Annotated in this window: 20 protein-coding genes; 12 read left to right on the top strand and 8 right to left on the bottom strand. The window is 70.5% G+C overall.

The window, feature by feature from the left end:
* Nucleotides 1–10: 10 nt before the first annotated feature.
* Entirely contained in the window at nucleotides 11–1,489 is a 1,479-nt protein-coding gene (ahcY, locus tag BLR91_RS12965; protein WP_089874840.1) for an adenosylhomocysteinase, read from the top strand.
* Nucleotides 1,489–2,040, top strand: coding sequence for a GNAT family N-acetyltransferase (locus tag BLR91_RS12960; protein WP_089874843.1), 552 nt, complete (start codon nucleotides 1,489–1,491; stop codon nucleotides 2,038–2,040). Before ahcY ends, BLR91_RS12960 begins: the two co-directional genes overlap by 1 nt.
* 13 nt (nucleotides 2,041–2,053) lie before the next feature.
* On the opposite strand, the gene BLR91_RS12955 is transcribed toward BLR91_RS12960, so the two are convergent.
* Entirely contained in the window at nucleotides 2,054–2,734 is a 681-nt protein-coding gene (locus BLR91_RS12955) for a cyclase family protein (protein ID WP_089874846.1), read from the bottom strand.
* A gap of 41 nt (nucleotides 2,735–2,775) precedes the next feature.
* On the bottom strand, nucleotides 2,776–3,615 hold the full coding sequence (locus BLR91_RS12950) for an RDD family protein (protein ID WP_020075398.1): 840 nt from the start codon (nucleotides 3,613–3,615) through the stop codon (nucleotides 2,776–2,778).
* A gap of 17 nt (nucleotides 3,616–3,632) precedes the next feature.
* Between BLR91_RS12950 and BLR91_RS12945 the strand changes: the two genes are divergently transcribed.
* Nucleotides 3,633–4,628, top strand: a complete 996-nt coding sequence (locus tag BLR91_RS12945; RefSeq protein WP_018190085.1) for a stage II sporulation protein M — start codon at nucleotides 3,633–3,635, stop codon at nucleotides 4,626–4,628.
* A 13-nt stretch (nucleotides 4,629–4,641) separates the two neighbouring features.
* Here the strand turns inward: BLR91_RS12945 and BLR91_RS12940 are convergent, their stop codons facing one another.
* The 5 genes from BLR91_RS12940 to BLR91_RS12920 are packed head-to-tail and all read right to left on the bottom strand — an operon-like array spanning nucleotide 4,642 to nucleotide 10,244.
* Entirely contained in the window at nucleotides 4,642–5,973 is a 1,332-nt protein-coding gene (locus BLR91_RS12940; RefSeq protein ID WP_089874848.1) for a DUF58 domain-containing protein, read from the bottom strand.
* 8 nt (nucleotides 5,974–5,981) lie between these two features.
* Entirely contained in the window at nucleotides 5,982–6,989 is a 1,008-nt protein-coding gene (locus BLR91_RS12935; RefSeq protein WP_020075395.1) for an AAA family ATPase, read from the bottom strand.
* Nucleotides 6,986–8,278: a DUF4350 domain-containing protein gene (locus BLR91_RS12930; RefSeq protein ID WP_231371077.1), complete on the bottom strand. Its 1,293-nt coding sequence runs from the start codon at nucleotides 8,276–8,278 to the stop codon at nucleotides 6,986–6,988. Before BLR91_RS12930 ends, BLR91_RS12935 begins: the two co-directional genes overlap by 4 nt.
* Nucleotides 8,275–8,934 (bottom strand): DUF4129 domain-containing protein, encoded by a 660-nt coding sequence (locus BLR91_RS12925; protein ID WP_089874850.1) that lies wholly within the window; start codon nucleotides 8,932–8,934, stop codon nucleotides 8,275–8,277. The genes BLR91_RS12930 and BLR91_RS12925 overlap by 4 nt, the downstream gene beginning before the upstream one ends.
* Nucleotides 8,919–10,244: a hypothetical protein gene (locus BLR91_RS12920; protein ID WP_089874852.1), complete on the bottom strand. Its 1,326-nt coding sequence runs from the start codon at nucleotides 10,242–10,244 to the stop codon at nucleotides 8,919–8,921. Before BLR91_RS12920 ends, BLR91_RS12925 begins: the two co-directional genes overlap by 16 nt.
* A gap of 180 nt (nucleotides 10,245–10,424) precedes the next feature.
* Here BLR91_RS12920 and mtrA point away from each other — a divergent pair, with 180 nt between their 5' ends.
* The 5 genes from mtrA (at nucleotide 10,425) to hpf (ending at nucleotide 16,112) form a co-directional block, all read left to right on the top strand.
* A complete protein-coding gene (mtrA, locus tag BLR91_RS12915) occupies nucleotides 10,425–11,108 on the top strand; it encodes an MtrAB system response regulator MtrA (protein WP_018190091.1) in 684 nt (227 codons plus the stop codon).
* 15 nt (nucleotides 11,109–11,123) lie between these two features.
* A complete protein-coding gene (mtrB, locus tag BLR91_RS12910; protein WP_020075393.1) occupies nucleotides 11,124–12,758 on the top strand; it encodes an MtrAB system histidine kinase MtrB in 1,635 nt (544 codons plus the stop codon).
* Complete coding sequence (locus BLR91_RS12905; protein ID WP_231918908.1) at nucleotides 12,755–14,464, top strand: LpqB family beta-propeller domain-containing protein; 1,710 nt, start codon at nucleotides 12,755–12,757, stop codon at nucleotides 14,462–14,464. Before mtrB ends, BLR91_RS12905 begins: the two co-directional genes overlap by 4 nt.
* A gap of 99 nt (nucleotides 14,465–14,563) precedes the next feature.
* Complete coding sequence (locus BLR91_RS12900; protein ID WP_089874855.1) at nucleotides 14,564–15,319, top strand: ComF family protein; 756 nt, start codon at nucleotides 14,564–14,566, stop codon at nucleotides 15,317–15,319.
* A 91-nt stretch (nucleotides 15,320–15,410) separates the two neighbouring features.
* Complete coding sequence (gene hpf, locus BLR91_RS12895) at nucleotides 15,411–16,112, top strand: ribosome hibernation-promoting factor, HPF/YfiA family (RefSeq protein ID WP_018190095.1); 702 nt, start codon at nucleotides 15,411–15,413, stop codon at nucleotides 16,110–16,112.
* 76 nt (nucleotides 16,113–16,188) lie between these two features.
* On the opposite strand, the gene bla is transcribed toward hpf, so the two are convergent.
* On the bottom strand, nucleotides 16,189–17,127 hold the full coding sequence (bla, locus tag BLR91_RS12890) for a class A beta-lactamase (RefSeq protein WP_089874856.1): 939 nt from the start codon (nucleotides 17,125–17,127) through the stop codon (nucleotides 16,189–16,191).
* 156 nt (nucleotides 17,128–17,283) lie between these two features.
* Between bla and BLR91_RS12885 the strand changes: the two genes are divergently transcribed.
* The 4 genes from BLR91_RS12885 to secA all read left to right on the top strand — a co-directional run bounded on the left by BLR91_RS12885 (nucleotide 17,284) and on the right by secA (nucleotide 22,646).
* A complete protein-coding gene (locus tag BLR91_RS12885; protein ID WP_089874858.1) occupies nucleotides 17,284–18,153 on the top strand; it encodes a LysR family transcriptional regulator in 870 nt (289 codons plus the stop codon).
* Nucleotides 18,150–19,061 carry a serine hydrolase gene (locus tag BLR91_RS12880; protein ID WP_089874860.1) on the top strand — a complete coding sequence of 304 codons (912 nt, stop codon included), beginning with the start codon at nucleotides 18,150–18,152 and terminating at the stop codon, nucleotides 19,059–19,061. The genes BLR91_RS12885 and BLR91_RS12880 overlap by 4 nt, the downstream gene beginning before the upstream one ends.
* 120 nt (nucleotides 19,062–19,181) lie before the next feature.
* On the top strand, nucleotides 19,182–19,763 hold the full coding sequence (locus BLR91_RS12875; protein WP_089874863.1) for an RBBP9/YdeN family alpha/beta hydrolase: 582 nt from the start codon (nucleotides 19,182–19,184) through the stop codon (nucleotides 19,761–19,763).
* 81 nt (nucleotides 19,764–19,844) lie between these two features.
* Nucleotides 19,845–22,646: a preprotein translocase subunit SecA gene (secA, locus tag BLR91_RS12870; protein WP_018190100.1), complete on the top strand. Its 2,802-nt coding sequence runs from the start codon at nucleotides 19,845–19,847 to the stop codon at nucleotides 22,644–22,646.
* Nucleotides 22,647–22,661 lie beyond the last annotated feature (15 nt).

Below are 22,661 nucleotides of genomic sequence, written 5' to 3'. Positions count from 1 at the left end.
AATAGAGGCCATGCCTGCTAGTGCCACCACCGCCCTGCCGTTCAAGGTCGCCGACCTCTCCCTCGCCGCCGCCGGGCGGCACCAGATCCGGCTCGCCGAGAACGAGATGCCCGGGCTGATGGCCCTCCGCGCCGAGTTCGGCGACGCGAAGCCGCTTGCCGGTGCGCGCATCGCCGGATCCCTGCACATGACCGTGCAGACCGCCGTGCTGATCGAGACCCTGGTCGCGCTCGGCGCCCGGGTGCGCTGGGCCAGCTGCAACATCTTCTCCACGCAGGACGAGGCGGCCGCCGCGATCGCCGTCGGTCCGACCGGCACCCCCGAGGCGCCCGCGGGCGTCCCCGTGTTCGCCTGGAAGGGCGAGACGCTGGAGGAGTACTGGTGGTGCACCCAGCAGATCTTCGACTGGTCGACGGAGGCCGCCGCCGACGGAGCCGACTACCTCGGCCCGAACCTGATCCTCGACGACGGCGGCGACGCGACCCTGCTCGTCCACAAGGGCCGCGAGTTCGAGCTCGCGGGAGCCGTGCCGGAGGACGCCGCCTCCGACAGCCACGAGTACCGTGTCATCCTGGCGGCTCTGCGCGGGTCGCTCGCCGCTTCCACCGACCGCTGGACCCGCATCGCCGCCGACATCCTCGGCGTCACCGAGGAGACCACCACGGGCGTGCACCGCCTGTACGAGCTGGCCAAGGAAGGCCAGCTTCTGTTCCCGGCGATCAACGTCAACGACTCGGTCACCAAGAGCAAGTTCGACAACAAGTACGGCATCCGCCACTCCCTCCCGGACGGCCTGAACCGCGCGACCGACGTCCTCATCGGCGGCAAGGTCGCGTTCGTCGCCGGCTACGGCGACGTGGGCAAGGGAGCAGCGGAGGCGCTCCGCGGCCAGGGCGCCCGCGTCATCGTCAGCGAGGTCGACCCGATCAACGCGCTGCAGGCGGCGATGGACGGCTACCAGGTCGCCCGGCTCGAGTCCGTGATCGACCAGGTCGACATCCTCATCACCGGAACGGGCAACGTCAACGTGGTCACCCTCGACCATCTGCTCGGCCTCAAGCACCTCGCCATCGTCGCCAACGTCGGCCACTTCGACAACGAGATCGACATGGCGTCGCTGGAGGCGCTGCCCGGTGCCGAGAAGGTGGAGATCAAGCCGCAGGTGCACGAGTGGCGCCTGCCGACCGGTCGCAGCATCCTGGTGCTCTCGGAGGGTCGTCTGATGAACCTCGGGAACGCCACCGGTCACCCCAGCTTCGTCATGAGCAACTCGTTCACCAACCAGGTGCTTGCACAGCTCGAGCTGTACGTGTCGCCGGAGAACTACCCGATCGGCGTGTACGTGCTCCCCAAGCACCTCGACGAGAAGGTCGCGCGCCTGCACCTCGACGCCCTCGGTGTCGAGCTGACGACGCTCACCGACGAGCAGGCCGCCTACATCGGCGTCCCGGTCGACGGTCCCTACAAGGTCGACCACTACCGCTACTGATGGCCCTCCACTTCGCCGACCGGGAGCTCCCCGGCGGCCTGATCCTCCGGGTGCGGAGAGAGCAGGACGCCGGGGCGCTCGCCGCCGCCTACCAGCGCAATCGCGGGCACCTGGCCCCGTGGGACCCGACCCGCACGGAGGACTTCTTCACGGAGGCCGGGCAGCTCGCCCAGACCCGTGAACTGCTGGCGCTGCGCGATATGGATGCGGCCCTCCCGCTCGTGATCGCCGACGGCGACCAGATCGCCGGCGGTGTCACGCTCAGCCACCTCGTCCGCGGTGCATTCCAGTCGGCGAATGTCGGCTACTGGCTCGACCGTGACCACGTGGGCCGAGGGCTCGCCTCTGCGGCGCTGGGTGCGCTCGTCGACGCGGCGCGCGACGAGTACGGCCTGCACCGCATCCAGGCGGCGACGCTGCTCGCCAACCACGCCTCGCAGTCCGTCCTGACGCGCGCCGGATTCGAGCGGATCGGCGTCGCCCCGAACTACCTCAAGATCGCGGGCCGCTGGCAGGATCACGTCCTGTTCCAGCGCATCCTGCACGACTGAGCGCGCCCGCGCGTCACTCGGCGGCAGGCAGCTCCGCGAAGGCCCGCACGGGGAACGTACCGAATCCTTCGATCGCGGGCGGCGCCGCCGTGAACAAAGCTCCGTGCTCGGGAAGCGCGCCGAGCCCGGTGAGGTGCTCGACGACGTGGATGCCGGCGGCGAGCAGGATGCTGTGCGCGGGCCGGCTGCCGCCCGACTCCGTGTCGTCGATGTTGAGCGAATCGATGCCGACGAGCGCGACCCCGGTATCGGCGAGCATCCGTGCACCGTCCTCTGTGAGGAAGGGCGCGCCGGCGGCGTACGCGGGCGTCCCGAAGTGCGCATCCCAACCGGTGTGCAGCAGCACCGCCGAGCCCGGCTCCGCTCGACCCTCCAGCGCCGACGCCGGGATGCCGCGTTCCGACCGCCCGGCCAGGTGGACGACCTCCGCCGGCAGACCGACGAGAGTGTCGAGGTCGAGGCCGGCAAGATCCGGGCCGTCCGCATAGCGGTGGAAGGGGCTGTCCAGGTAGGTGCCCGTGTTGCCGATCATGGTGATGACATCCATCGCGAACTCGGTCCCCGCGGCGTACACGGACCGGGACGCCTCGCGCGTCAGGTGCGGCTCGATCGTCGGCGCCGGGAGGCCGGGATAGGTCACGAGGCCCGCGTGGATGCGGTGGCTGAGGTCGACGATGCGGCGGCGGTGCGTCATGGCGTCTCCAGTCGGTGGGCGGGCGGCGACGGGGCGCGCGGTCAGCGGTCCGGGAAACCGTGGGGGAGGGCGCCGAGCACCGGGTCCAGCCGGTCGAGCCGCTGCTTCTCGAGCGCCAGCCCGCGGGCATCGCGGTCGCGGCGCAGCACGGCGACCGCGACGAGGAAGGTCTCGGCATCGACCGGGGGCAGCGGAGAGACGTACGGCGCGGCCTCGCGGGCGAGCTCGGTGCTGAGCCCGTGACGAGCCGCAGGGGTCAGATCGGGCGCCTGGCGGACGAACTGGGCGATGCGGCGCGACAACCGGTCGGGCAGGCGGGCGACATCCGCGGTCGCGGCCCAGGCACTCAGGTGCGGCGCGAGGTAGAGCGGGAGCGGTGTCGGCCGCGGCACACGGACGAGCTGGCTGTACGTGCCCGCGAGGAGGTCGCCGAGGCGCTTGGAGCGGCTGTTGAGGAGTCCGGTCAGTGCTGCGATGGACCCGAACGTCAGGAAGATCTCGAGCACGCCGACCAGGGCGCGGATGAACGCGTGACGGAACCCGGTGGCCCCGCCGTCGTCGCGGACGATCCGTGCCCCGACCGCCAGCTTGCCGAGGGATCGGCCATGCGACAGCAACTCGACCGTGGTGGGCAGGATCACCATCCCGAACACCAGGATCAGGATGATCAGCGCCCGCGCGAGGGCCTCATCCAGCCCGCTGCCCGTGGAGACGAGAAGCATGATGCACCCGAACATGACGAGCAGGTACGTGAGCCAGTCGATGATGGTGCCGGCGGCCCGGAGGATGTAACTGGCGGGCTTCACGTCGAGTGCGACGGCCTCACCCGTGACCAGTTCGCGGTCGTCCTGAGACACGTTCCCCGCCCCGGCCTGCATCATAGATATCATCTAAGCAGATGGACCTCGACGCCTACACCGCCGCGCGCAGCGCCGACTGGGAGGAACTCTCCCGGTTGGCGTCGAAGCGACGCCTCGACGGCCCTGAGGCGGACCGCCTGATCGATCTCTACCAGTCGGGAGCGGCCGACCTGTCGGCGATTCAGACGAGTGCCGGCGCGACGGCCGCGGGCGACCGGCTGTCGCTCGCGCTCTCCTCCGCGCGGCTGCGCTTCACCGGCGCCGGAGCCAACCTGTTCGCGCAGCTGCCCCGCTTCTTCGTGCTCCAGCTCCCCGCCGCGCTGTACCGGCTGCGGTGGATCGTGCTCGCGGTGGCAGTCGCCACGATCGTGATCGCGACCCTGTACGCGCTGTGGATCACCGGCAACCCGGATGTGCTGCGCAACCTCGGCGACGACGCGAACCTGCGTAAGTACGTCGAGCACGACTTCATCGACTACTACTCCAACAACCCGGCGGCGTCGTTCGCCGGGCAGGTGTGGACGAACAACGCGTGGATCGCCGCCCAGTGCATCGCCTTCGGCATCACCGGGCTGTATGTGCCCTACGTGCTCATCCAGAACGCCGTGGGCGTTGGCACGGCGGCGGGCGTGATGTTCGCCTACGGGCGTGGCGACGTGATGTTCTCGTACATCCTGCCGCACGGCATGCTCGAGCTCACGAGCGTCTTCGTGGCGGCCGCGGCCGGGCTCCGCATCTTCTGGGCGTGGATCGCCCCGGGGGCGCGGACGCGCGGACAGGCGCTGGCCGAGGACGGTCGGGCCCTCTTCACGGTCGCCGTCGGCTGCGCGATCTCGCTGTTCGTCTCGGGGCTCATCGAGGGCTTCGTGACGCCGTCCGGCCTGCCCGTGTGGGCGAAGATCAGCATCGGCGCGCTCGCACTCGCGGCGTTCCTCGCGTACATGCTGGTGCTCGGCCGGCGCGCGGTGCGGGCGGGGGAGACCGGCGACCTCGAGGAGTTCGAGGCGGGCGCGCGCCGCATCGTCGCCGCCTGACGACGGTCGCGTTTCAGAGCCGGCCGGCCGCCTTCAGGGCCAGATAGCGGTCAGCCAGTGCGGGCGGCAGATCGGCCGGCGAACCCGTCACGACGTCGCCGCCGAGGCGCTTCACCGCCGCGGCGACCCGGCTGAGATCGAGCAGCGAACGCTCCGCCGCAGCGGCGCGGTACACCTCGGTGCGGTCATGCCGCTCGCTGGTGGCCGCAAGTGTGTCCGGATCCGTGACGCTGGCCACGACGACCAGGTGCTTCGCCGTGAGCTGCGGGAGAACCGAGAGCAGCCCCCGCGAGCCCCCCGGGGACTCGATCGAGGTGAGCAGCACGACCAGTGAGCGCTGCGAGGTCAGGGCGGAGACCTGTGCCGGGATGGCGGACCAGTCCATCTCGATCAGGGCCGGCTCGATGCCGGCCATCGCATCCACCATCCGTGAGAGCAGCTCCGGACCCGTCGCGCCCTGCACGCGACCGCGCACCATGCGGTCGTAGGCGACCATGTCGACGCGGTCGCCCGCGCGGGTGGCGAGGGCTGCGAGGAGCAGCGCCGACTCGAACGCGGTGTCGATGCGCGGCTCGTCGGCCACCCGAGCGGCGGAGGTCCGGCCGGAGTCGATCACGACGATGACGCGGCGGTCGCGCTCGGGGCGCCAGGTCCGCACCATGACGCGTGCGCCGTGTCCGCCGTTGGGGTCGTGCCGCCGTGCGGTGGCTCGCCAGTCGATGGAGCGCACGTCATCGCCGCGCACGTACTCGCGCAGCGAGTCGAACTCCGTGCCCTGGCCACGGAGCAGGACGCTCGTGCTGCCCTCGAGCTCGCGCAGCCGGGCCAACCGGGATGGCAGGTGCTTTCTGGCGGTGAACGGCGGAAGCACGCGGATGCGGCCGGGAGCGTCGAGGGTCGCCTGGCGCGCCCACAGATGGAGGGGGCCCCACGACCGGACGGTCACGTTCCTCACGCGACGCTCGCCGCGACGCCACGGGCGCAGGGACGCCACGATCCGGCGCCGCTCGCCCGAGGGGATGTCGACCCTCGTCCGCGTCGGTTCCGCGGCGGCCGACGGCTCCCAGGCGTCGCGGACGGTTCCGCGCAGCGTCCGTCGGCCGGTGTTCGTCACGTACAGCTCTGAGACGGCCTCGGCGCCGAGACGCACCCGGCCGGGCAGGGTGCGCTCGACCGCGACCGCACGCGGGGACGCTGCCAGCAGGAGGTCGAGCAGCCCGAGGATGACGCAGAGCAGCAGCCAGCCGCCGAGCGCGGCGTACGCCATCCCCGTCGCACCGCCGAGCAGCACGACGGGAAGCACGCCGAGCGCGAGCAGGGCGACGAAACGTCCGGATACGGTCACAGCGGGGCCTAGATCGGAACCTGGACCTGCTGCACGATCGACCGCAGGATCGCGTCGGCGCCCACTCCTTCGAGCTCGGCCTCGGGGCGGAGCTGGATGCGGTGGCGCCACACCGGCACGAGCATCGCCTGCACGTGGTCCGGGGTGATCGAGTCGTAGCCCGAGAGCCACGCCCAGGCCTTGGCCGCGGCGAGCAGAGCGGTGGTGCCGCGCGGGCTCACGCCGAGGCGGACGGAGGGGCTGCGGCGGGTCGCGCGCGCGAGGTCGACGATGTAGGCCAGCACGTCGGCGTTCGCGCCGACGCGGGCGGCGGACTCGCGGGCCGCCTGGAGCTCGGCGGCGCTGAGCACCGGCGTCACCCCGGCGGCAGCCAGATCGCGCGGGTTGAAACCGGCGGCGTGGCGGCGGAGCACCTCCACCTCGGTGTCCCGCTCGGGCACGTCGAGCGTGAGCTTGAGCAGGAAGCGGTCGAGCTGCGCCTCCGGCAGGGAGTACGTGCCCTCGTACTCGATCGGGTTCTGCGTCGCCGCCACGATGAACGGGTCCGGCAGGCGGCGGCTGACGCCGTCGACGCTGACCTGGCGCTCCTCCATGGCCTCGAGGAGGGCCGACTGGGTCTTCGGGGGCGTCCGGTTGATCTCGTCCGCGAGCAGGATGTTCGTGAACACCGGGCCCTCTCGGAACACGAAACCGCCGGTCTGGGCGTCGTAGACAAGAGATCCGGTGACATCGCCCGGCATCAGGTCGGGGGTGAACTGCACGCGCTTGGTGTCGAGGCTGAGAGCCTGGCTGAGCGAGCGGACCAGCAGGGTCTTCGCCACACCCGGCACGCCTTCCAGCAGAACGTGGCCGCGGGCCAGCAGAGCGATCATGAGCCCGGTGACCGCGCCGTCCTGGCCGACGACCGCCTTGCCCACCTCGGTCCGCACGGCGGAGAGGGCGGAGCGGAGGCGCGCCGCGTCAGCGGGCGCGCCGGGTGAGGAGGGGAACGCCGTCCCCGTCGTGACGTCTGTCATTCATCCATTCTTCCGGTCGGGCCCGTGGAGGGCGTAACGGCGGATGCGGTGGCTCTCTCGAGCTCCGCGAGTTCGTCGGACAACGCGATCAGGTCGCGGTCGGTCTGGGGGATGCGCTCGACCAGAAGGTCGCGGACGGCCAGCCGGTCACGGCGGGTGAGCGCGGCGACGGCGTCGGCGACCTCCGGCACGGTTGCCGTGCTCGGCAGACCTGCGAGGGCGGAGAGTCGGCCGATGGTGCCGACGCGCAGAGCGTCCACCGCACGGAGCCGGGCGGACGACCGCTGGTAGAGCCGCGCCCTGCCTTCGCGGGTCTCGCCGGCGCGCACCACCACCGGCAGGCTCTCGACGACGAGCGGGCCGAAGCGGCGGCCGCGCCAGATCGCCGCCGCGATGAACACCACGACGAGCAACAGCATCACCGGGGTCACCCACCCGGGTGTGAGCTCGGCGATGTCCGGTGGTCCGCTGACCGGGCGGTCGTCGAGGGAGGGCAGGTACCAGACCAGAGTACTGTGGCCGCCGAGGAGGTTGAGGGCGAGCGCCGCGTTGCCGAGGCGGTCGACGCCGTCGTTGGTCAGCACGGCGGCCGACCCGAGCAGGTAGACGGGTGAGGCGTTGAAGGAGGTGCGCACGAGCGAGGCGCGACCGCCGGTGTCCGAGAAGCACGCGGCTGCATCGTCGGCCACCCGGAAGGTCCCGGGGACGACGACATCCTCCGTCGTGGACGTGGTGCGCGGGTCGATGCGCTCGGCGCGCTCTGCGGCCGGCACCGTGCAGTCGGCGGGAGCGGGACCGCGGGGTGCGCCCGCCGCCGTCACATCGCGATCGAGGGTCTGCAGCGCCTCGAAGTCCGGTTCGACGACGACAAGCGTGCGTCCGTCGCCGGTCAGGGCGCGATAGCCGTCCGAGGTCAGGTTGCCGAGCGGGTCGTAGACCAGCACGGTGGCGCCGTCCGCCGCGGCCGCCGTGGCGCGGTCGAGTGTCGACACGTTCCGCACATCCACCCCCTGCCCGCGCAGGACCTGCGCGACGGCCTTCGCTCCGGCGGGCGCGGGGTTGGTCGCGTCGAGCGTCGTGCCCGGCGCGACACGTCCGCCGGTGAGCAGCGCCCCGCCGAGGGCGATGACGATCGCGATCACGGCGAGCACGATCCAGGGGAGCGCTCGCCGTGCGGTCTGCCGGACCGTCAGGGTCTGTGCCGTCGCCGCCTGTGGCGTCGCCTGGCGGTCGCGCATCGTCTCGGGCTGGGCCGTCTCCGGGCCTCGGACGGGTGTCGGTGCGCTCATGCGTTCACCGCCGGCAGGGGGACGCGCACGCGCTGGAGCCGCTGATCCAGCGCGACGAGGTGCTGGTACGCCGCCTCGGTGCCGGGTCGGTCGAGGTAGCGGACCTCATCGAACGCGCGGGCGGCCTGCCGAAGCGCTTCGCCCTCGTCGGTCGCGATCCGGGCGGCATGCACGGCGAACTCGTTCGCCGTCGTTCCCGGCGTCACGTGGACGAGTGTGCGCTCGTCGAGGGAGACGGCGATCGCACGGAACTGCTCCTCGACAGCGGTCACCCAGTCGCCCTGACGTGCCGCCTGTTCTGCGGATGCACGCAGGTCGGCGGCGCTGCGCGCCTCGTCCGCTCCGAACAACGCGCGCCGATCGAGAGCGGAGCGGCGGTTGATCCGTGGCCGCCCGAAGAGGAAGAATGCGGCCACGATCAGGCCGGCGATCACCACGACGACGACCAGGAGCAGCACGGGCGCGGCGTCACCGCCCGCGCCCTGGAACAGCGACCCGATCCAGTCCTGCACCGCTTTGGAGGCGAGATCGAACCACGTCGGCTTCGCCGACTGGTATTCCGGGCGCGACAGTTCGTCGCGCAGCCAGTTCTGCGCTTCCGGCGAGCTGGGGTCGACCGGGACGTCGAAGCGGATCACGGTCAGGCGTTCGGCCACCCGGCGGGCGGCTGCGGAGGCTGGTGCTGCTGCGGTTGCTGCGCCTGCGGAAGATAGGGATCGGGCAGGTCTTGACCGGTCTGCCGCCCCTCGACGAAGCGCACCAACTGCAGGTCGAGTCCCTCCTTGCGCATACGGAGGTCGATGTAGAGGAGGGCGACGGCCGCCGTCTGGATGACGCTGCCGATCGCTCCGATGATCGACGTCACGATGCTGGAGAGCACGTTGACGCTCAGCTGCGTGACGAGGACCTCCTGCATGGGATCCGCCGAGGTCGCCGACGTCGGCGCGAACACCCCGCCTGCGAGTCCGCCGATCAGGCCGAAGGGGATCGCGACGGTCTGCGTGATGGCGTAGACGATCACCCACACAAGCAGGATGATGCCCAGCGTCCGCCAGAAGTAGCCGGTGGTGAGGCGCCACGACCGTGCGACCGCCTGCGTCAGCGGCAGGCGTTCGAGCACGATCACGCTCGGCACCATCGCGAGCTTGGTGTTGATCCAGAAGGCCAGCGGGATCAGGGCGAGGCCGCCGACGACGCCGACGAGTACGGCTCCGATGGCGCCGGCGGAGCCGCCCAGGGCACCCAGCGCGACCACGACGGCGACCACCAGGGCGATCGCGACGATCCAGGCGAGGGCGTAGAGCAGCGTCCAGCCGATCAAGGCCCCGATCCGACCGCGCACCAGCTGCCATAGCGCTCGGAACGTCAGCTTGTCGCCCAGGGACTCGCGGGCGACGTCGCCGACGATCACCCCCTGCAGCAGGGCGCTGAAAACCGTCGAGATGACGAGGGAGAGCACGCCGAGCAGGATCGCGCCTCCGACGAGGCCCGCCCGGAGCGCCGGCTGGTCTTGGGCCTCGCCCGAGAAGACGCGGACGGCCAGCAGCCCGATGCCGCCGGCGAGCACGACGCTGACCAGGATGGACGGGATGCCCTGCAGCAGCAACGCCGAACCGACCGTGATGCGCGGGTTGCGACGCAGTGCCTGGAAGGGCGCCGCGAGGAGCGGACCGAGCGTCAGCGGCCGCAGCGGGATCAGACCGGGCTTCGGCGGAGGAGTCCATGCCGGCTGCGCGCCACCCTGCGGGTAGGCCTGCTGCCATCCGGGCTGGCCCGCCGGCTGCTGCTGCCATCCCGGCTGCTGACCGTACTGCCCGTACTGCGGCTGACCGTACTGCCCGTACTGCGGCTGCTGCTGCCCGTACTGCGGCGGTTGCTGCTGCCCGTACTGCGGTGGCTGCTGCGGCCCGCCCTCCGGCGTAGACCCGTTCGAGCCGGGCGCCTGCCAGTTCTGTTCGTCGCTCACGCCGTACCTTTCGTTCCCCCCGTGCGTTGCTCCCATGCTGGCACAGTGCTCTCGCGCGCGCTGTCCCATCCACAGGGCACGTAATGGTTTCATTCAAGCTGGTAGCAGACTGCTCCATTACGCTGGTCATGTCACTTCACGGCCAGAGGCCGCTCGAGAGGGGTTCGGGGAACTTCGCACATGACTAGTCGCATCCTGGTTGTCGACGACGACACCGCGCTTGCGGAGATGATCGGCATCGTCCTCCGCACCGAGGGATTCGACCCCGTCTTCTGCGAAGACGGATCCCTCGCAGTGGACACCTTCCGGTCGTCCAAGCCCGACCTCGTCCTTCTCGACCTGATGCTCCCCGGCCTCGACGGCATCGAGGTGTGCGGTCGCATCCGGGCGGAGTCGGGCACCCCGATCATCATGCTCACCGCGAAGTCCGACACCGCCGACGTCGTGAAGGGGCTCGAGTCCGGGGCCGACGACTACATGGTGAAGCCCTTCAACCCGAAGGAGCTGGTCGCCCGCATCCGCACCAGGCTGCGGCCCGCGCCCGCCACCCCGCCGACCGACGAGCTGACCGTCGGCGATCTGGTCGTCGATGTCGCCGGGCACGAGGTGCGCCGCGGAGACACCCGCATCGCGCTCACGCCGCTGGAGTTCGACCTCCTGCTCGCGCTCGCCTCCAAGCCCCAGCAGGTCTTCACGCGCGAGATGCTGCTGGAGCAGGTCTGGGGCTACCACTACAAGGCGGACACGCGTCTGGTGAACGTGCACGTGCAGCGCCTCCGCGCCAAGGTGGAGCAGGATCCGGACAACCCGAAGATCGTCATGACCGTGCGCGGTGTCGGCTACCGCGCCGGCGCTGCGGCCTAGCGACCGGAGCCACGAATGGGCGCGCGGTGGCCGACTCGGGACTGGTGGCGCCAGGCGCCCACCCGTCTCGCGCGCCTGTGGCGCAGTTCGCTGCAATTGCGGACCGTCGCGATCACGCTGCTGCTCACCGGCGTCGCCATCCTCGTCACCGGCGTGTACATGTCGCTGAGCATCAGCAACGACCTGTACCAGTCGCGGCTCGACCAGGCGCTCCGCGATTCCAGCCGCGCGACCACCACCGCGCAGTCGACTCTGAACGCCTCCGACGTGTCGTCGGGGGATGCGGGCAAGAACCTGCTCAACACCGTCCTGCAGAGCGTGCAGGCCTCGACCTCGAGCCGCCTCGTCGCGGCATACCGCGTGCCCGGGCAGGACACCGGCATCCTCGCCCCTCCCGACCGCGGGAGCCCGGCCATGAACTCGGTCATCTCGCCCGAACTGCGCGAGAAAGTGCAGAACGGCGGATCGAAGCAGTACTACCAGTCGGTCGCGCTGCCCGCCGCGGGCGACACAGACCCGGGGATCGTGGTCGGATCCCAGCTCACACTGCCGTCGTACGGCAAATACGAGCTCTACATCGGTTACAACCTGCGCGATTCGGAGAACACGCTGCTCTTCGTGCAGAACACGCTGCTGCTGGCCGGCCTCGCCCTCATCCTGCTCATCGGCGCCATCACCTGGGTGATCGTTCGGTTCGTGGTGGAGCCGATCCGCGTCGCGGCGCGCACCAGCGAGCGGCTCGCCGCCGGTGACCTGGCCGTCCGCATCCCGGAGCGCGGGGAGGACGTGTTCGCGACCCTCGCGCGGTCGTTCAACGGGATGGCGGACAGCCTCCAGAGCCAGATCAACCAGCTGGCGACGCTGTCGCAACTGCAGCAGCGGTTCGTCTCGGACGTGTCGCACGAACTGCGCACCCCGTTGACGACCATCCGGCTGGCCGGTGACGTCATCTTCGACCAGCGGGAGGGGTTCGCCCCGGCCACCGCCCGGACGGCCGAGCTGCTGCACACCCAGATCGAGCGGTTCGACCGCCTGCTCTCCGACCTGCTCGAGATCAGCCGGTACGACGCCGGGTCGGTCGTGCTCGACGCCGAGCCGACAAACCTGGTGCGGCTGGCTGAGGACTGCGTCGACGAGCTCCGGACGCTCGCCGAGCAGAACGGCTCCGAACTGACGCTCGACGCGCCCGGCGGCTACTTCGACGTGCCGATGGACCCCCGCCGCATCCGCCGAGTCGTGCGCAATCTGATCGGCAACGCGATCGAGCACGGTGAGGGACGCCCGGTCGTCATCACGGTCGACAGCAACGAGAGCGCGGTCGCCCTCACCGTGCGCGATTACGGCATCGGGATGAGCCCGCAGGACACGGGGCACGTGTTCGACCGGTTCTGGCGGGCTGACCCGTCGCGCAAGCGGACCCTCGGCGGCACCGGCCTCGGGCTCGCGATCTCGCTGGAGGACGCGACGCTGCACTCCGGCTGGCTGCAGGTCTGGTCGGCACCGGGAGCGGGCTCGTGCTTCCGGCTGACCCTTCCGCGCGTCGTCGGACGCGAGATCACCGCGTCGCCCCTGCCGCTTCCCCCGGTGGACGCCGGTGCGACCATGCCGGCGGCGAACCCGGCCACGACCGGGAGCGAGGCCCACGCATGAACGGGCGCAGGCGGTCATGGGGCGTGCGTGCCGCGGTGGCGTCGGCGACCGCACTGGTGCTGGTGGCGCTCGCCGCGTGCGCGAGCATCCCGGATTCAGGCCCGGTGCGTCAGGGAGCGCCGGTGGCGCAGGTCAACGACCCGCTCGACCTGGACTTCAACCCGTCGCCGCCCGAGAAGGGCGCGACCCAGCAGCGCATCGTGCAGGGCTTCATCGATGCCGCCTCGAGCCCGAAGAACAACTTCGCCATCGCCCGCGAGTACCTGACCCGGTCCATGGCGGCCAACTGGAACCCGGACGAGTCGGTCACCGTCGACGACGGGCGCAACCGCAGCTACGACGATCAGGGCACATTGTGGCGCGTGGATGTGACCCCCGTCGCGAACATCGACGCCGTCGGTGCGTTCCACCCCGTGGGGAGCACGGCCCCGGTCGGCCTGAACTACCAACTGGTCAGGGAGAACGGGGAGTGGCGCATCTCCGTCGCCCCGAACGGCGTGGTGATCGACGATCCCACGTTCCGGGCCGTCTACACGCAGCAGACCCTGTACTTCTTCAGTCCCGGCTACGCCTACCTCGTCCCGGACGCGCGCTGGTTCCCGGCGCGGGTGGCATCGGCCGCGACACGCGTCGCGAGCTCCTTGCTCGCCGGCCCTGCGCCGTGGCTGACGGGGGCGGTGACGACCGCGTTCCCGAAGGGGACCGAACTCGCCGTGCCCTCGGTGACGACCGCGGGCGGAGTGGCGAGGATCGACCTCAGCTCGGAGGCGGCCCAGGCCGATCCCACCCAGCTGCAGCGGATGCAGTTCCAGCTCGAGCAGTCCCTCGGCAGCCTGGCTCAGAGCGTCCAGCTGTCGATCGAGGGCAATGTCCAGCAGGTCCCGTCGCTCAGTGCCGCCGCTCTGCCCATCCGGAATCCGTCCGTCGACTCGCATCCGTTCGTGGACCGCGGAGACGTGTTCGGCCCGCTCAACGGCGACACCGTGAGCGCGTTGAGCGGCCTCAGCGACAAGGTCGCGTCGCTGCACCCCTCGGCGATCACCCTCAGCGCCTCGCACGATCAGGCTGCTGTGCTGTCGCAGGCCGGTGTGTACTCGGTGCGCAAGAACGGCGATCCAGTGCGGGTGGATGCGCGGCCCGGCCTCATCGGACCGTCGCTCGACGCCGACGGCTGGGTCTGGTCGGTGCCCGCCGCGACGCCGAACGCCATCCAGGTCGCCACGGCGACCGGCGCAGAGCCGCATGCCGTGACGGCCGTCTGGCCGAACGCGACCGCCATCCTCTCGCTCGCGGTCTCCCGGGACGGCACGCGGATCGCAGCGCTCCTCAGGACCCAGACCGGCTATTCGCTCATGGCCGCGGGGATCGTGCGAGGGGGCAACATGTCGCCCACTTCTCTCACCGAACCGGTCGAGCTCGCGGTGCCGACGTCGGAGCCGCGATCAGCTGCCTGGACCTCCGATCTCACCATCGCGGTGCTCAGCTCGACGAACGGCGAAGCGACCAGCATCGCGCAGCAGACGGTCGGCGGCGAGCAGACGACGACCTCGGGCCCGGCCGGCGGTCGGACGATCGTCGGAGCGTCGGGCCTGGCTCCCTACGTCGTCCTCAGCGCGGACGGCACGCTTCTGGCGCCGACCGGCACGGGCTGGCAGGCGCAGACCGACAAGGTGGGTGCCGTGGCGGTGCAGCTCGGTCAGCCGTAGGCCGACCATCACGTGCTCACAGCCTCGGCGACGCGGGGGTTCTCCACAGATCGGGTGGTCGGAAGCCGGCCGACACGGCCTCACCGGGATGCTCGAACCATGACAGCTCACACCCTGGTCCGTGAATCCCTGCTCGACGCCGCCGCGATCGTCCTCCCCGTACGATGCGCCGGTTGCCGCCGCCCCGATCGCTCGCTCTGCGACGAGTGCGAAGCGGAGTTGAGTCCGGTCACTCGGCTCGACGCCGTCGGCGACATCCCGGTCTGGTCGGCGCTCAGCTACGAGGGCGTCGCCCGACGCGTGCTCCTCGCCTACAAAGACGGAGGGCGAGTGGATGTGGTGCGAGCGCTGGCGCGCGCCCTGCGGTCCGCGGTGGAGGAGGCGCAACGGCAGGCCGCCCGTGGAGCCGGTGATGCAGCAGGCGCTGCCGCCGCCGATGCGGCGCTGCTGCCGGTGCTCATTCCCTCCACCCGGTCCGCGTGGCGCCGGAGGGGCTACCACCCGAGCCGTTCGGTGCTCGCCCGTGCGCACATCCTGGTCCCGCCGCTCTGGCGAGCGCTCCGGCTGTCGCGTCAGACGGCCGACCAGGCAGGGCTGAATGCAGCGCAGCGATCCGGCAACCGGCGGGGCAGTTTCGTGGCTTCGAAGAGGTTGGCGGGCCGCACGTGCTTGATCGTGGACGACATCGTCACCTCCGGGGCGACCATCACCGAGGCGGCCAGAGCCATCCATGCGGCTGGTGGCCGCGTAGCGGGTGCGGCAGCGATCGCGCGGACGCCGCTCCGAGCCGGAGGACGTCTTCAGGGAGCACCCAGAAGACCCAGGGGGGATGCCGTATGTTTTCCGGTTTCTTAATGAGGTCGGCGGCACTACGGTAGTCGAAAAGGTGTGGTCGATCCGCCCTTCGTGATCCGGGCGGTCGTCACGCCGGAACAGGGAGGTCTCCATGGACATCAACATCATCGGACGCAACCTGGGTATCACTGATCGCTTCCGGGAGTACGCCACCGAGAAGTCTGAGAAAGTGGCGCACCTGGCCGAAAGGGCGATCTCGTTCGAGATCAAGGTCAGCAGGCACAACGAGAAGCTGGGCAGCCAGAACGGCGACGACCGGGTCGAGCTGACCCTCGTCGGCCCGAAGGCGGTCGTGCGGTCGGAGGCGACCGGACAGGACAAGTACGCGGCCTTCGACATCGCGCTCGGCAAGCTCCTCGAACGGGTGCGCAGGGCGAAGGACCGACGGAAGGTCCATCGCGGTCAGCACAGACCGACCTCGTTGCGTGAGGCGAGCACCGACGGCTTCAGCGCGGTCGGCCTCGCGGCGGCTCCCGTCGCGGTGCTGGACCAGGTGAGAACCGGCGCACTGCCCGCCGTGTCCGATGAGACGGAGGAGAAATCGGAGGCCGAGGAGGAGTACTCCCCTGTCGTCATCCGTAAGAAGGTCTTCGCCTCCGTACCGATGACCGTGGACGACGCTCTGTATTACATGGAGCTCGTCGGTCACGACTTCTACCTGTTCGTCGAGCAAGAGACCATGCGCCCGAGCGTCGTCTACCGACGCAAGGGCTGGGACTACGGCGTGATCTCTCTCGACGAGGCGGCCGAAGAGCTGCAGGAGGTCGCGACCGCGGCACGCAAGCTCGGCTGACCGCGGCGAATCCGCGGGAGCGTCGATGGCGGCCGCCCGGGCGGCGGCCGCCATCGACTCCGTCACGGCTGCGGCGTCACAGCCCCAGCGCCGTCGACAGGACCTTCGCGGTGTCCGCGACCAGCGCGTTGTCGTAGGCGGCGTCCTTGTCCGCTTTGCGGGAGAGTACGACCATCACGACCGGCGCATGGCCCGGTGCCGTCAACACGGCGATGTCGTTTCGCGTTCCGTAGGACGCGGCGCCCGACTTGTCGGACACGGTCCATCCGGTCGGCGCCCCTGCCCGGATGAGCGGGTCGCCCGTGGCGTTCCCGGTCATGTCGTCCACGAGGAGCTTCCGCCTGTTTGCGGGGAGCTCCTCGCCGAGGGCGTACGCGCGCAGATCGGCGGCGAGGGCGCGGGGAGTGCTCGTGTCGCGCGGGTCGCCCGGAGCGGCCTCGTTGAGGTCGGGCTCCGTGCGCTCGACCTCCGTCGTCTCGTCGCCCAGCGCGCGGAGTGACTTCTCGAGTTCGGCCGGCCCGCCCAGTTGACGGAAGAGCAGGTTCGCCGCGGTGTTGTCGCTCTTCTGCAGCGCCGCCGCGATGACGTCGCGCAGCGGCATCCCGGCGCCCGCCATGGTCTCGGTGATAGGAGAGTAGGAGACCAGATCGTCGCTGGTGTACGGCACCACGGCATCCAGCTGCTCGTCCGACGACCGCGCGAGCACTGCGCCGGCGAGCAGTACCTTCGAGGTCGACGCGTACGCGAAGCGGTCGTCCTGGCGGTAGCCCACAGACCGGCCTGTGCCGGTGTCCACCGCATACACGCCGACGGTCGCCCCGTACTGCGACTCCAGCTCGGCCAGCGCGCGCGCCGCCGCCTCGGAGCGTGGATCGGCGGCGCGCGTCGGCGTCGAGTGAGGCGACGCCGAGTGAGGCGACGTCGACGGCGACGCGACACCGGTGGTGGAACAACCGGTGAGCGCGACGACGGCGATGACGAGCGCGGTGAGTGAGCGGATCGGGCGATGGATCATGACAAAGAGTCCTTTCACGGGAGGTGCTGCTCCCAGGCAACCGCAGCCCGGCCGACGACGCTCAGACGCCCGCGCGCAGTTCGATGACGATCTGGCATGAGTCGCCGCCGACCTCTGTCTGCTCCCACGAAGCCCCGCTCGCTAGTATCCGGCCCCATGGATATCGTCGCCGCCTGCCGCGCGTTCGTGAGCGTCAGCGACCGCGGCAGCTTCACGGTCGGAGCCGCCGCCGCGGGGATGCAGCAGTCGGTCGCGAGCAGACGCATCGCCGCGCTCGAGGCACACCTCGGTGAGGCGCTCTTCGACCGCTCGACCCGCCGTCCGCAGCTGACCCCGTTCGGACGCGGTGTGCTGGGCGCCGCACGGCAGGTCACCGCGGCGGCCGGCGAACTCGAGGCTCAGGCGCGCCGCTCGCGCGCATCCGTTCTCCGGATCGCAGTCCCCGAGGGCTGCGCGCCCACCGCGGTCGGCGCCTTCATCGCGGCGAGCCGGGGGAGCGGCGTTGCGGTGGAGACGATGTCCGGAGATCCCGAGGCGCGAGCCGACGCCTTCGGATCGGGGGCCGTCCAGGCGGCCGTCCTGTCCGTGCCCCGGGAGGAGGCGCGGTGGCGCGTCCGACTCGGGGTCGCCTCAGCACACGCGGATCCCGGCCCCTTCTTCTTCGGCTCGATCCGACCCCGGCGGTCGGACGCCGACGCCCCGACGCGCCTGCTCTACGAGGCCGAGGACGACATCCCGGCCATCCGGGACCCCCTCACCGCGCTCCGGGACGCTCACGCGCTCCTGCCGCACCAGCTCGGGAAGGCCGGGTCGCTCTCCAGCACGATCGCCGATGTCCTCGCCGGCGACCTGCTGCTGAGCACCGAGGCCCGCGCGGCGGAACTCGGGCTGTCCTGGAGCCTGCTCGCCGAGCTCGACCTGGAACGCGGCTACGGCTTGGCCTCGGACGAGCCAGACCTCATCGGCCGCCTCGGTTCGCGTGCCGAGCGTGCGCTGGCACGCGCCCTCGGGCAGGGCCGCCCGTGATCGACGAGCAGCAGCTCATCGATCGGCTGGTCTCGCAGCTGCAGGCGGGCGGGTTGAGCGGCGCGTTCCTGGTGCGCGACCTGGCCACCGGAGACGAACTCGCGATCGACGCCGATACACCGCGTCCGATCGCGTCGCTGGTCAAGATCCCACTCGGCATCGCGACCCTGGAGCGTATGCGACGTGGGGAGCTCGCGCCCGACCAGCCGGTCACCGTGCCGCCCGGCCGCGTTTCCACACCGGGTCCGACCGGGATCTCCCGGTTCCGGCATCCCGCGACCGTCGCCCTCGAAGACCTCGTCTACCTCAGCGTCGCCCTGAGCGACGGGTCCGCCTCCGACGCGCTCTTCGCCCTCACCCCGCCGGAACGCGTCGCGGAACTCCTCGCCGAGCTCGGCCGTCCCGGGCTGATCATCCGGCACGATGCGGGGGAGCTCTCGCGGACGCTGGCGGAGCAGCTCCCGCCGACGGATGCGCACCTCGCGCACCGGCTCGCCATCGCTGGCCGCACGCCGGGCGGGGGGAACACCGTCGCCCGTCTCGGTGCCGCCGACGCCACGCGTGCGACCGCACGCGATCTGGCCGACTGGCTGGAGGACCTCTGGCGTCCCCGCGTGCCGGAGGCCGTCGCGTCGCGGATGCGCGAGCTCATGGCCGCGAACGTCCACCGCGCGCGCCTCGCACCCGAGTTCGTGTCGGACGCGTCGACCTGGTGGTCCAAGACGGGCACGCTGCTCACCCTGCGCCACGAAGCGGGCGTCGTGGAGCACGCGGACGGCTCGGCGTTCGCCGTCGTGGCGCTGACCGAGTCGAGCGTCGCCGCCGTGCAGCAGCCCGCCGCCGAAGCGCTCCTGGGGCGCGTCGCCCGCGAGCTGCATGACGAGCTCCGTCGACGCGCCTGGAGCTGACTCATCCCTCCGGCATAGACGACGTCGAGATTGCAGCCGACGCGCACGGTTTCCTACGATCGTGGTCAGCGACCGGTCGAACGGCACTCTCCACCATCCACAACAACCGGAAGGGCGTGCATGCGAACAGTCATCGTGCCGGGCATCGGAGGCTCGGATCGCGAGCATTGGCAATCGATCTGGGAGTCCCGTCATCCCGGGATGCGCCGCATCGAGCCGTCCTCCTGGGACGAACCGGATGCGGATGACTGGTCCCGTGCTCTCGATCGGGCGGTCGGCGGGGCCAGGGCGGTCCTGGTCGCCCACAGCCTCGGCTGCCTGCTCGCAGTCCGCTGGGCGCATCTCCATCCGGAGAACGTCGCCGGCCTGTTCCTGGTGGCAGCCCCAGATCCGGCAGGTCCCCGCTTCCCCCGGGAAGCCGAGTCGTTCTCGGCAGGGCTCGATGTCACGCCCGCCGCCCCTGTCCTCATGATCAACAGCAGCGACGACCCGTACTGCTCGCCGGAGCGCGCGGAGCGGTTCGCGGCTCAGTGGGGTGCCGCCAGCGTCTCGCTCGGCCCACGCGGTCACCTCAACTCGGCGAGCAACCTCGGCGACTGGGAGGAAGGAGCGCACCTCCTCACCGCGTTCGCCGCCGGCATCCAGAGTCCTCCCAGGCCGGGCAGGTCGAACGTCAGGGCGGAACAAGTAGCATGTCTCTAGCGTCGGCGGAGTATGCCGTCCGGCGTGCGTCCGCCGGGGCGCCGGGCTGTCAGCCCGACCGAGCGTAAGTGGAGTGCATCAGTGGCCTCAGTTCTGGAAAAGGTCCTCCGTGTTGGCGAGGGCCGTACCCTCCGTCGGCTGGAGGCGTACGCGAAGGCGGTCAACGCCCTCGAAGACGACTTCAGCGAACTCACCGATGAGGAACTCGCGCACGAGACCGTCGAGCTGCGCGAGCGCTACGGCAACGGCGAATCCCTCGACGACCTGCTCCCCGAAGCTTTTGCGGCCGTCCGCGAGGCGGCCAAGCGCACCCTCGGGATGCGTCACTTCGACGTGCAGATCATGGGCGGCGCGGCCCTTCACCTGGGCAACATCGCGGAGATGAAGACCGGTGAGGGCAAGACCCTCGTCGCGACCACCGCGGCCTACCTCAACGCGATCGCCAGCCGCGGCGTCCACATCGTCACCGTCAACGACTACCTGGCGAGCTATCAGTCCGAGCTGATGGGTCGCGTGTTCCGCGCCCTCGGAATGACGACCGGCGTGATCCTCGCCGGCCAGACCCCGGAGGAGCGCCGCGAGCAGTACGCGGCCGACATCACCTACGGCACCAACAACGAGTTCGGGTTCGACTACCTGCGCGACAACATGGCCTGGCAGGCGAGCGACATGGTGCAGCGCGGCCACTTCTTCGCGATCGTGGACGAGGTCGACTCGATCCTCATCGACGAGGCGCGCACGCCGCTCATCATCTCCGGTCCGTCCTCCGGCGAGGCGAACCGCTGGTTCAACGAGTTCGCCAACCTGGCGAAGCGCCTCACGCCGGACGTGGACTACGAGGTGGATGAGAAGAAGCGCACCGTCGGTGTGCTCGAGCCGGGCATTGAGAAGGTCGAGGACTACCTCGGCATCGACAACCTCTACGAGTCGGCCAACACCCCTCTCATCTCGTTCCTCAACAACGCCATCAAGGCGAACGCGCTGTTCAAGCGCGACAAGGACTACGTGGTGATGAACGGCGAGGTGCTCATCGTCGACGAGCACACCGGCCGCATCCTGGTGGGCCGCCGCTACAACGAGGGCATCCACCAGGCGATCGAGGCGAAGGAGGGCGTGGAGGTCAAGGCCGAGAACCAGACCCTCGCGACCGTCACGCTGCAGAACTACTTCCGTCTCTACAAGAAGCTCTCCGGCATGACCGGTACGGCCGAGACCGAGGCCGCCGAGTTCATGAGCACCTACAAGCTCGGCGTCGTGCCCATCCCGACCAACAAGCCGATGCAGCGCATCGACCAGTCCGACCTCGTCTACAAGAACGAGAAGGCGAAGTTCGACCAGGTGGTCGAGGACATCGTGAAGCGTCACGAGAAGGGCCAGCCGGTGCTGGTCGGCACCACCTCGGTCGAGAAGAGCGAGTACCTCTCGCGTCTGCTTGCCAAGCGGGGCGTCCGACACGAGGTCCTCAACGCGAAGAACCACGCGCGCGAGGCCGCGATCGTCGCCCAGGCCGGGCGTCTCGGCGCCGTGACCGTGGCCACCAACATGGCCGGCCGCGGTACCGACATCATGCTCGGCGGCAACTCCGAGTTCCTCGCCGTCGCCGAGATGAACGCCCGCGGTCTGTCGCCGGTCGAGACACCGGACGAGTACGAGGCCGCCTGGGAGGGCGTCTTCGAGAACGTCAAGGCGCAGGTCGCCGAGGAGGCCGAGAAGGTCATCGAGGCCGGCGGTCTCTATGTGCTCGGCACCGAGCGCCACGAATCCCGGCGCATCGACAATCAGCTCCGCGGTCGTTCCGGCCGTCAGGGCGACCCGGGCGAGAGCCGGTTCTACCTGTCGCTCACCGACGATCTGATGCGCCTCTTCAACGCGGGCGCGGCGGAGAGCCTCATGGGCCGCAGCAGCGTCCCGGACGACATGGCCATCGAGTCGAAGGTCGTCAGCCGCGCCATCCGCAGCGCGCAGTCGCAGGTCGAGGCCCGCAACGCCGAGATCCGCAAGAACGTGCTCAAGTACGACGACGTCCTGAACCGCCAGCGCGAGGCGATCTACAGCGACCGCCGTCATGTGCTCGAGGGCGACGACCTGCACGAGCGCGTGCAGCAGTTCCTCACCGACGTGATCGACGACATCCTCGACCAGCACACCGGCGAGGGCAGCGGCGACGACTGGGACTTCGACGCCCTGTGGGCCGAGCTCAAGACCCTCTACCCGGTCGGTGTCAGCATCGACGAGGTGATCTCGGAGGCCGGCAACAAGGGCAAGATCAACCGCGAGTTCATGCGCCGCGAGATCCTCTCGGACGCCCGGATCGCCTACCAGCGTCGCGAGGAGTCGCTGGGCGCCCCGGCGATGCGCGAGCTGGAGCGCCGCGTCGTACTCTCGGTCATCGACCGCCGCTGGCGCGACCACCTCTACGAGATGGACTACCTGAAGGACGGCATCGGCCTCCGTGCGATGGCTCAGCGCGACCCGCTGGTCGAGTACCAGCGCGAGGGCTACGCCATGTTCCAGCAGATGATGGGCGCCATCCGCGAGGAGACCATCGGCTTCCTGTTCAACCTGGAGGTCGAAGTCAACCAGGCCCCCGGAGAGGTCGAGGCTCCTGCCGTCGCCGCGAAGGGCCTCGCGCGGGGCGAGAGCGACACGAAGCTCAGCTACTCGGCTCCCGCCGAGCAGGGCGGCGTCGAGGTGCGCAACCAGCGCGGTCAGCTCGAGCAGGCAGCGACCGCCCGTGCGCAGCGCGCTCAGCAGCAGGCCGCCCCGGCCGCTCCGCCCGCGCAGGCGTCCAACCAGCGCGGTGCCTTCGGCCAGCGCGTCGAGTCCTCGGACGAGGCCCCCGCGAACCGCGCAGAGCGTCGCGCGCAGGCGAAGAAGCGCTGATCGCGCAACCGATCA

This window comes from Leifsonia sp. 466MF, assembly GCF_900100265.1.
Lineage (GTDB): Bacteria > Actinomycetota > Actinomycetes > Actinomycetales > Microbacteriaceae > Leifsonia.
This window is presented reverse-complemented; position numbering and strand designations above follow the sequence as displayed.

Bases quoted from the DNA above. Each gene is read 5' to 3' on its own strand.
- BLR91_RS12875 (WP_089874863.1), top strand. From the start codon at position 19,182: ATGCGAACAGTCATCGTGCCGGGCATCGGAGGCTCGGATCGCGAGCAT.
- mtrB (WP_020075393.1), top strand. From the start codon at position 11,124: ATGGGCGCGCGGTGGCCGACTCGGGACTGGTGGCGCCAGGCGCCCACC.
- mtrA (WP_018190091.1), top strand. From the start codon at position 10,425: ATGACTAGTCGCATCCTGGTTGTCGACGACGACACCGCGCTTGCGGAG.
- BLR91_RS12955 (WP_089874846.1), bottom strand. From the start codon at position 2,734: ATGACGCACCGCCGCCGCATCGTCGACCTCAGCCACCGCATCCACGCG.
- BLR91_RS12900 (WP_089874855.1), top strand. From the start codon at position 14,564: ATGACAGCTCACACCCTGGTCCGTGAATCCCTGCTCGACGCCGCCGCG.
- BLR91_RS12930 (WP_231371077.1), bottom strand. From the start codon at position 8,278: ATGAGCGCACCGACACCCGTCCGAGGCCCGGAGACGGCCCAGCCCGAG.
- BLR91_RS12935 (WP_020075395.1), bottom strand. From the start codon at position 6,989: ATGACAGACGTCACGACGGGGACGGCGTTCCCCTCCTCACCCGGCGCG.
- BLR91_RS12905 (WP_231918908.1), top strand. From the start codon at position 12,755: ATGAACGGGCGCAGGCGGTCATGGGGCGTGCGTGCCGCGGTGGCGTCG.
- BLR91_RS12885 (WP_089874858.1), top strand. From the start codon at position 17,284: ATGGATATCGTCGCCGCCTGCCGCGCGTTCGTGAGCGTCAGCGACCGC.
- BLR91_RS12945 (WP_018190085.1), top strand. From the start codon at position 3,633: ATGGACCTCGACGCCTACACCGCCGCGCGCAGCGCCGACTGGGAGGAA.
- BLR91_RS12950 (WP_020075398.1), bottom strand. From the start codon at position 3,615: ATGATGCAGGCCGGGGCGGGGAACGTGTCTCAGGACGACCGCGAACTG.
- ahcY (WP_089874840.1), top strand. From the start codon at position 11: ATGCCTGCTAGTGCCACCACCGCCCTGCCGTTCAAGGTCGCCGACCTC.
- BLR91_RS12960 (WP_089874843.1), top strand. From the start codon at position 1,489: ATGGCCCTCCACTTCGCCGACCGGGAGCTCCCCGGCGGCCTGATCCTC.
- bla (WP_089874856.1), bottom strand. From the start codon at position 17,127: ATGATCCATCGCCCGATCCGCTCACTCACCGCGCTCGTCATCGCCGTC.
- hpf (WP_018190095.1), top strand. From the start codon at position 15,411: ATGGACATCAACATCATCGGACGCAACCTGGGTATCACTGATCGCTTC.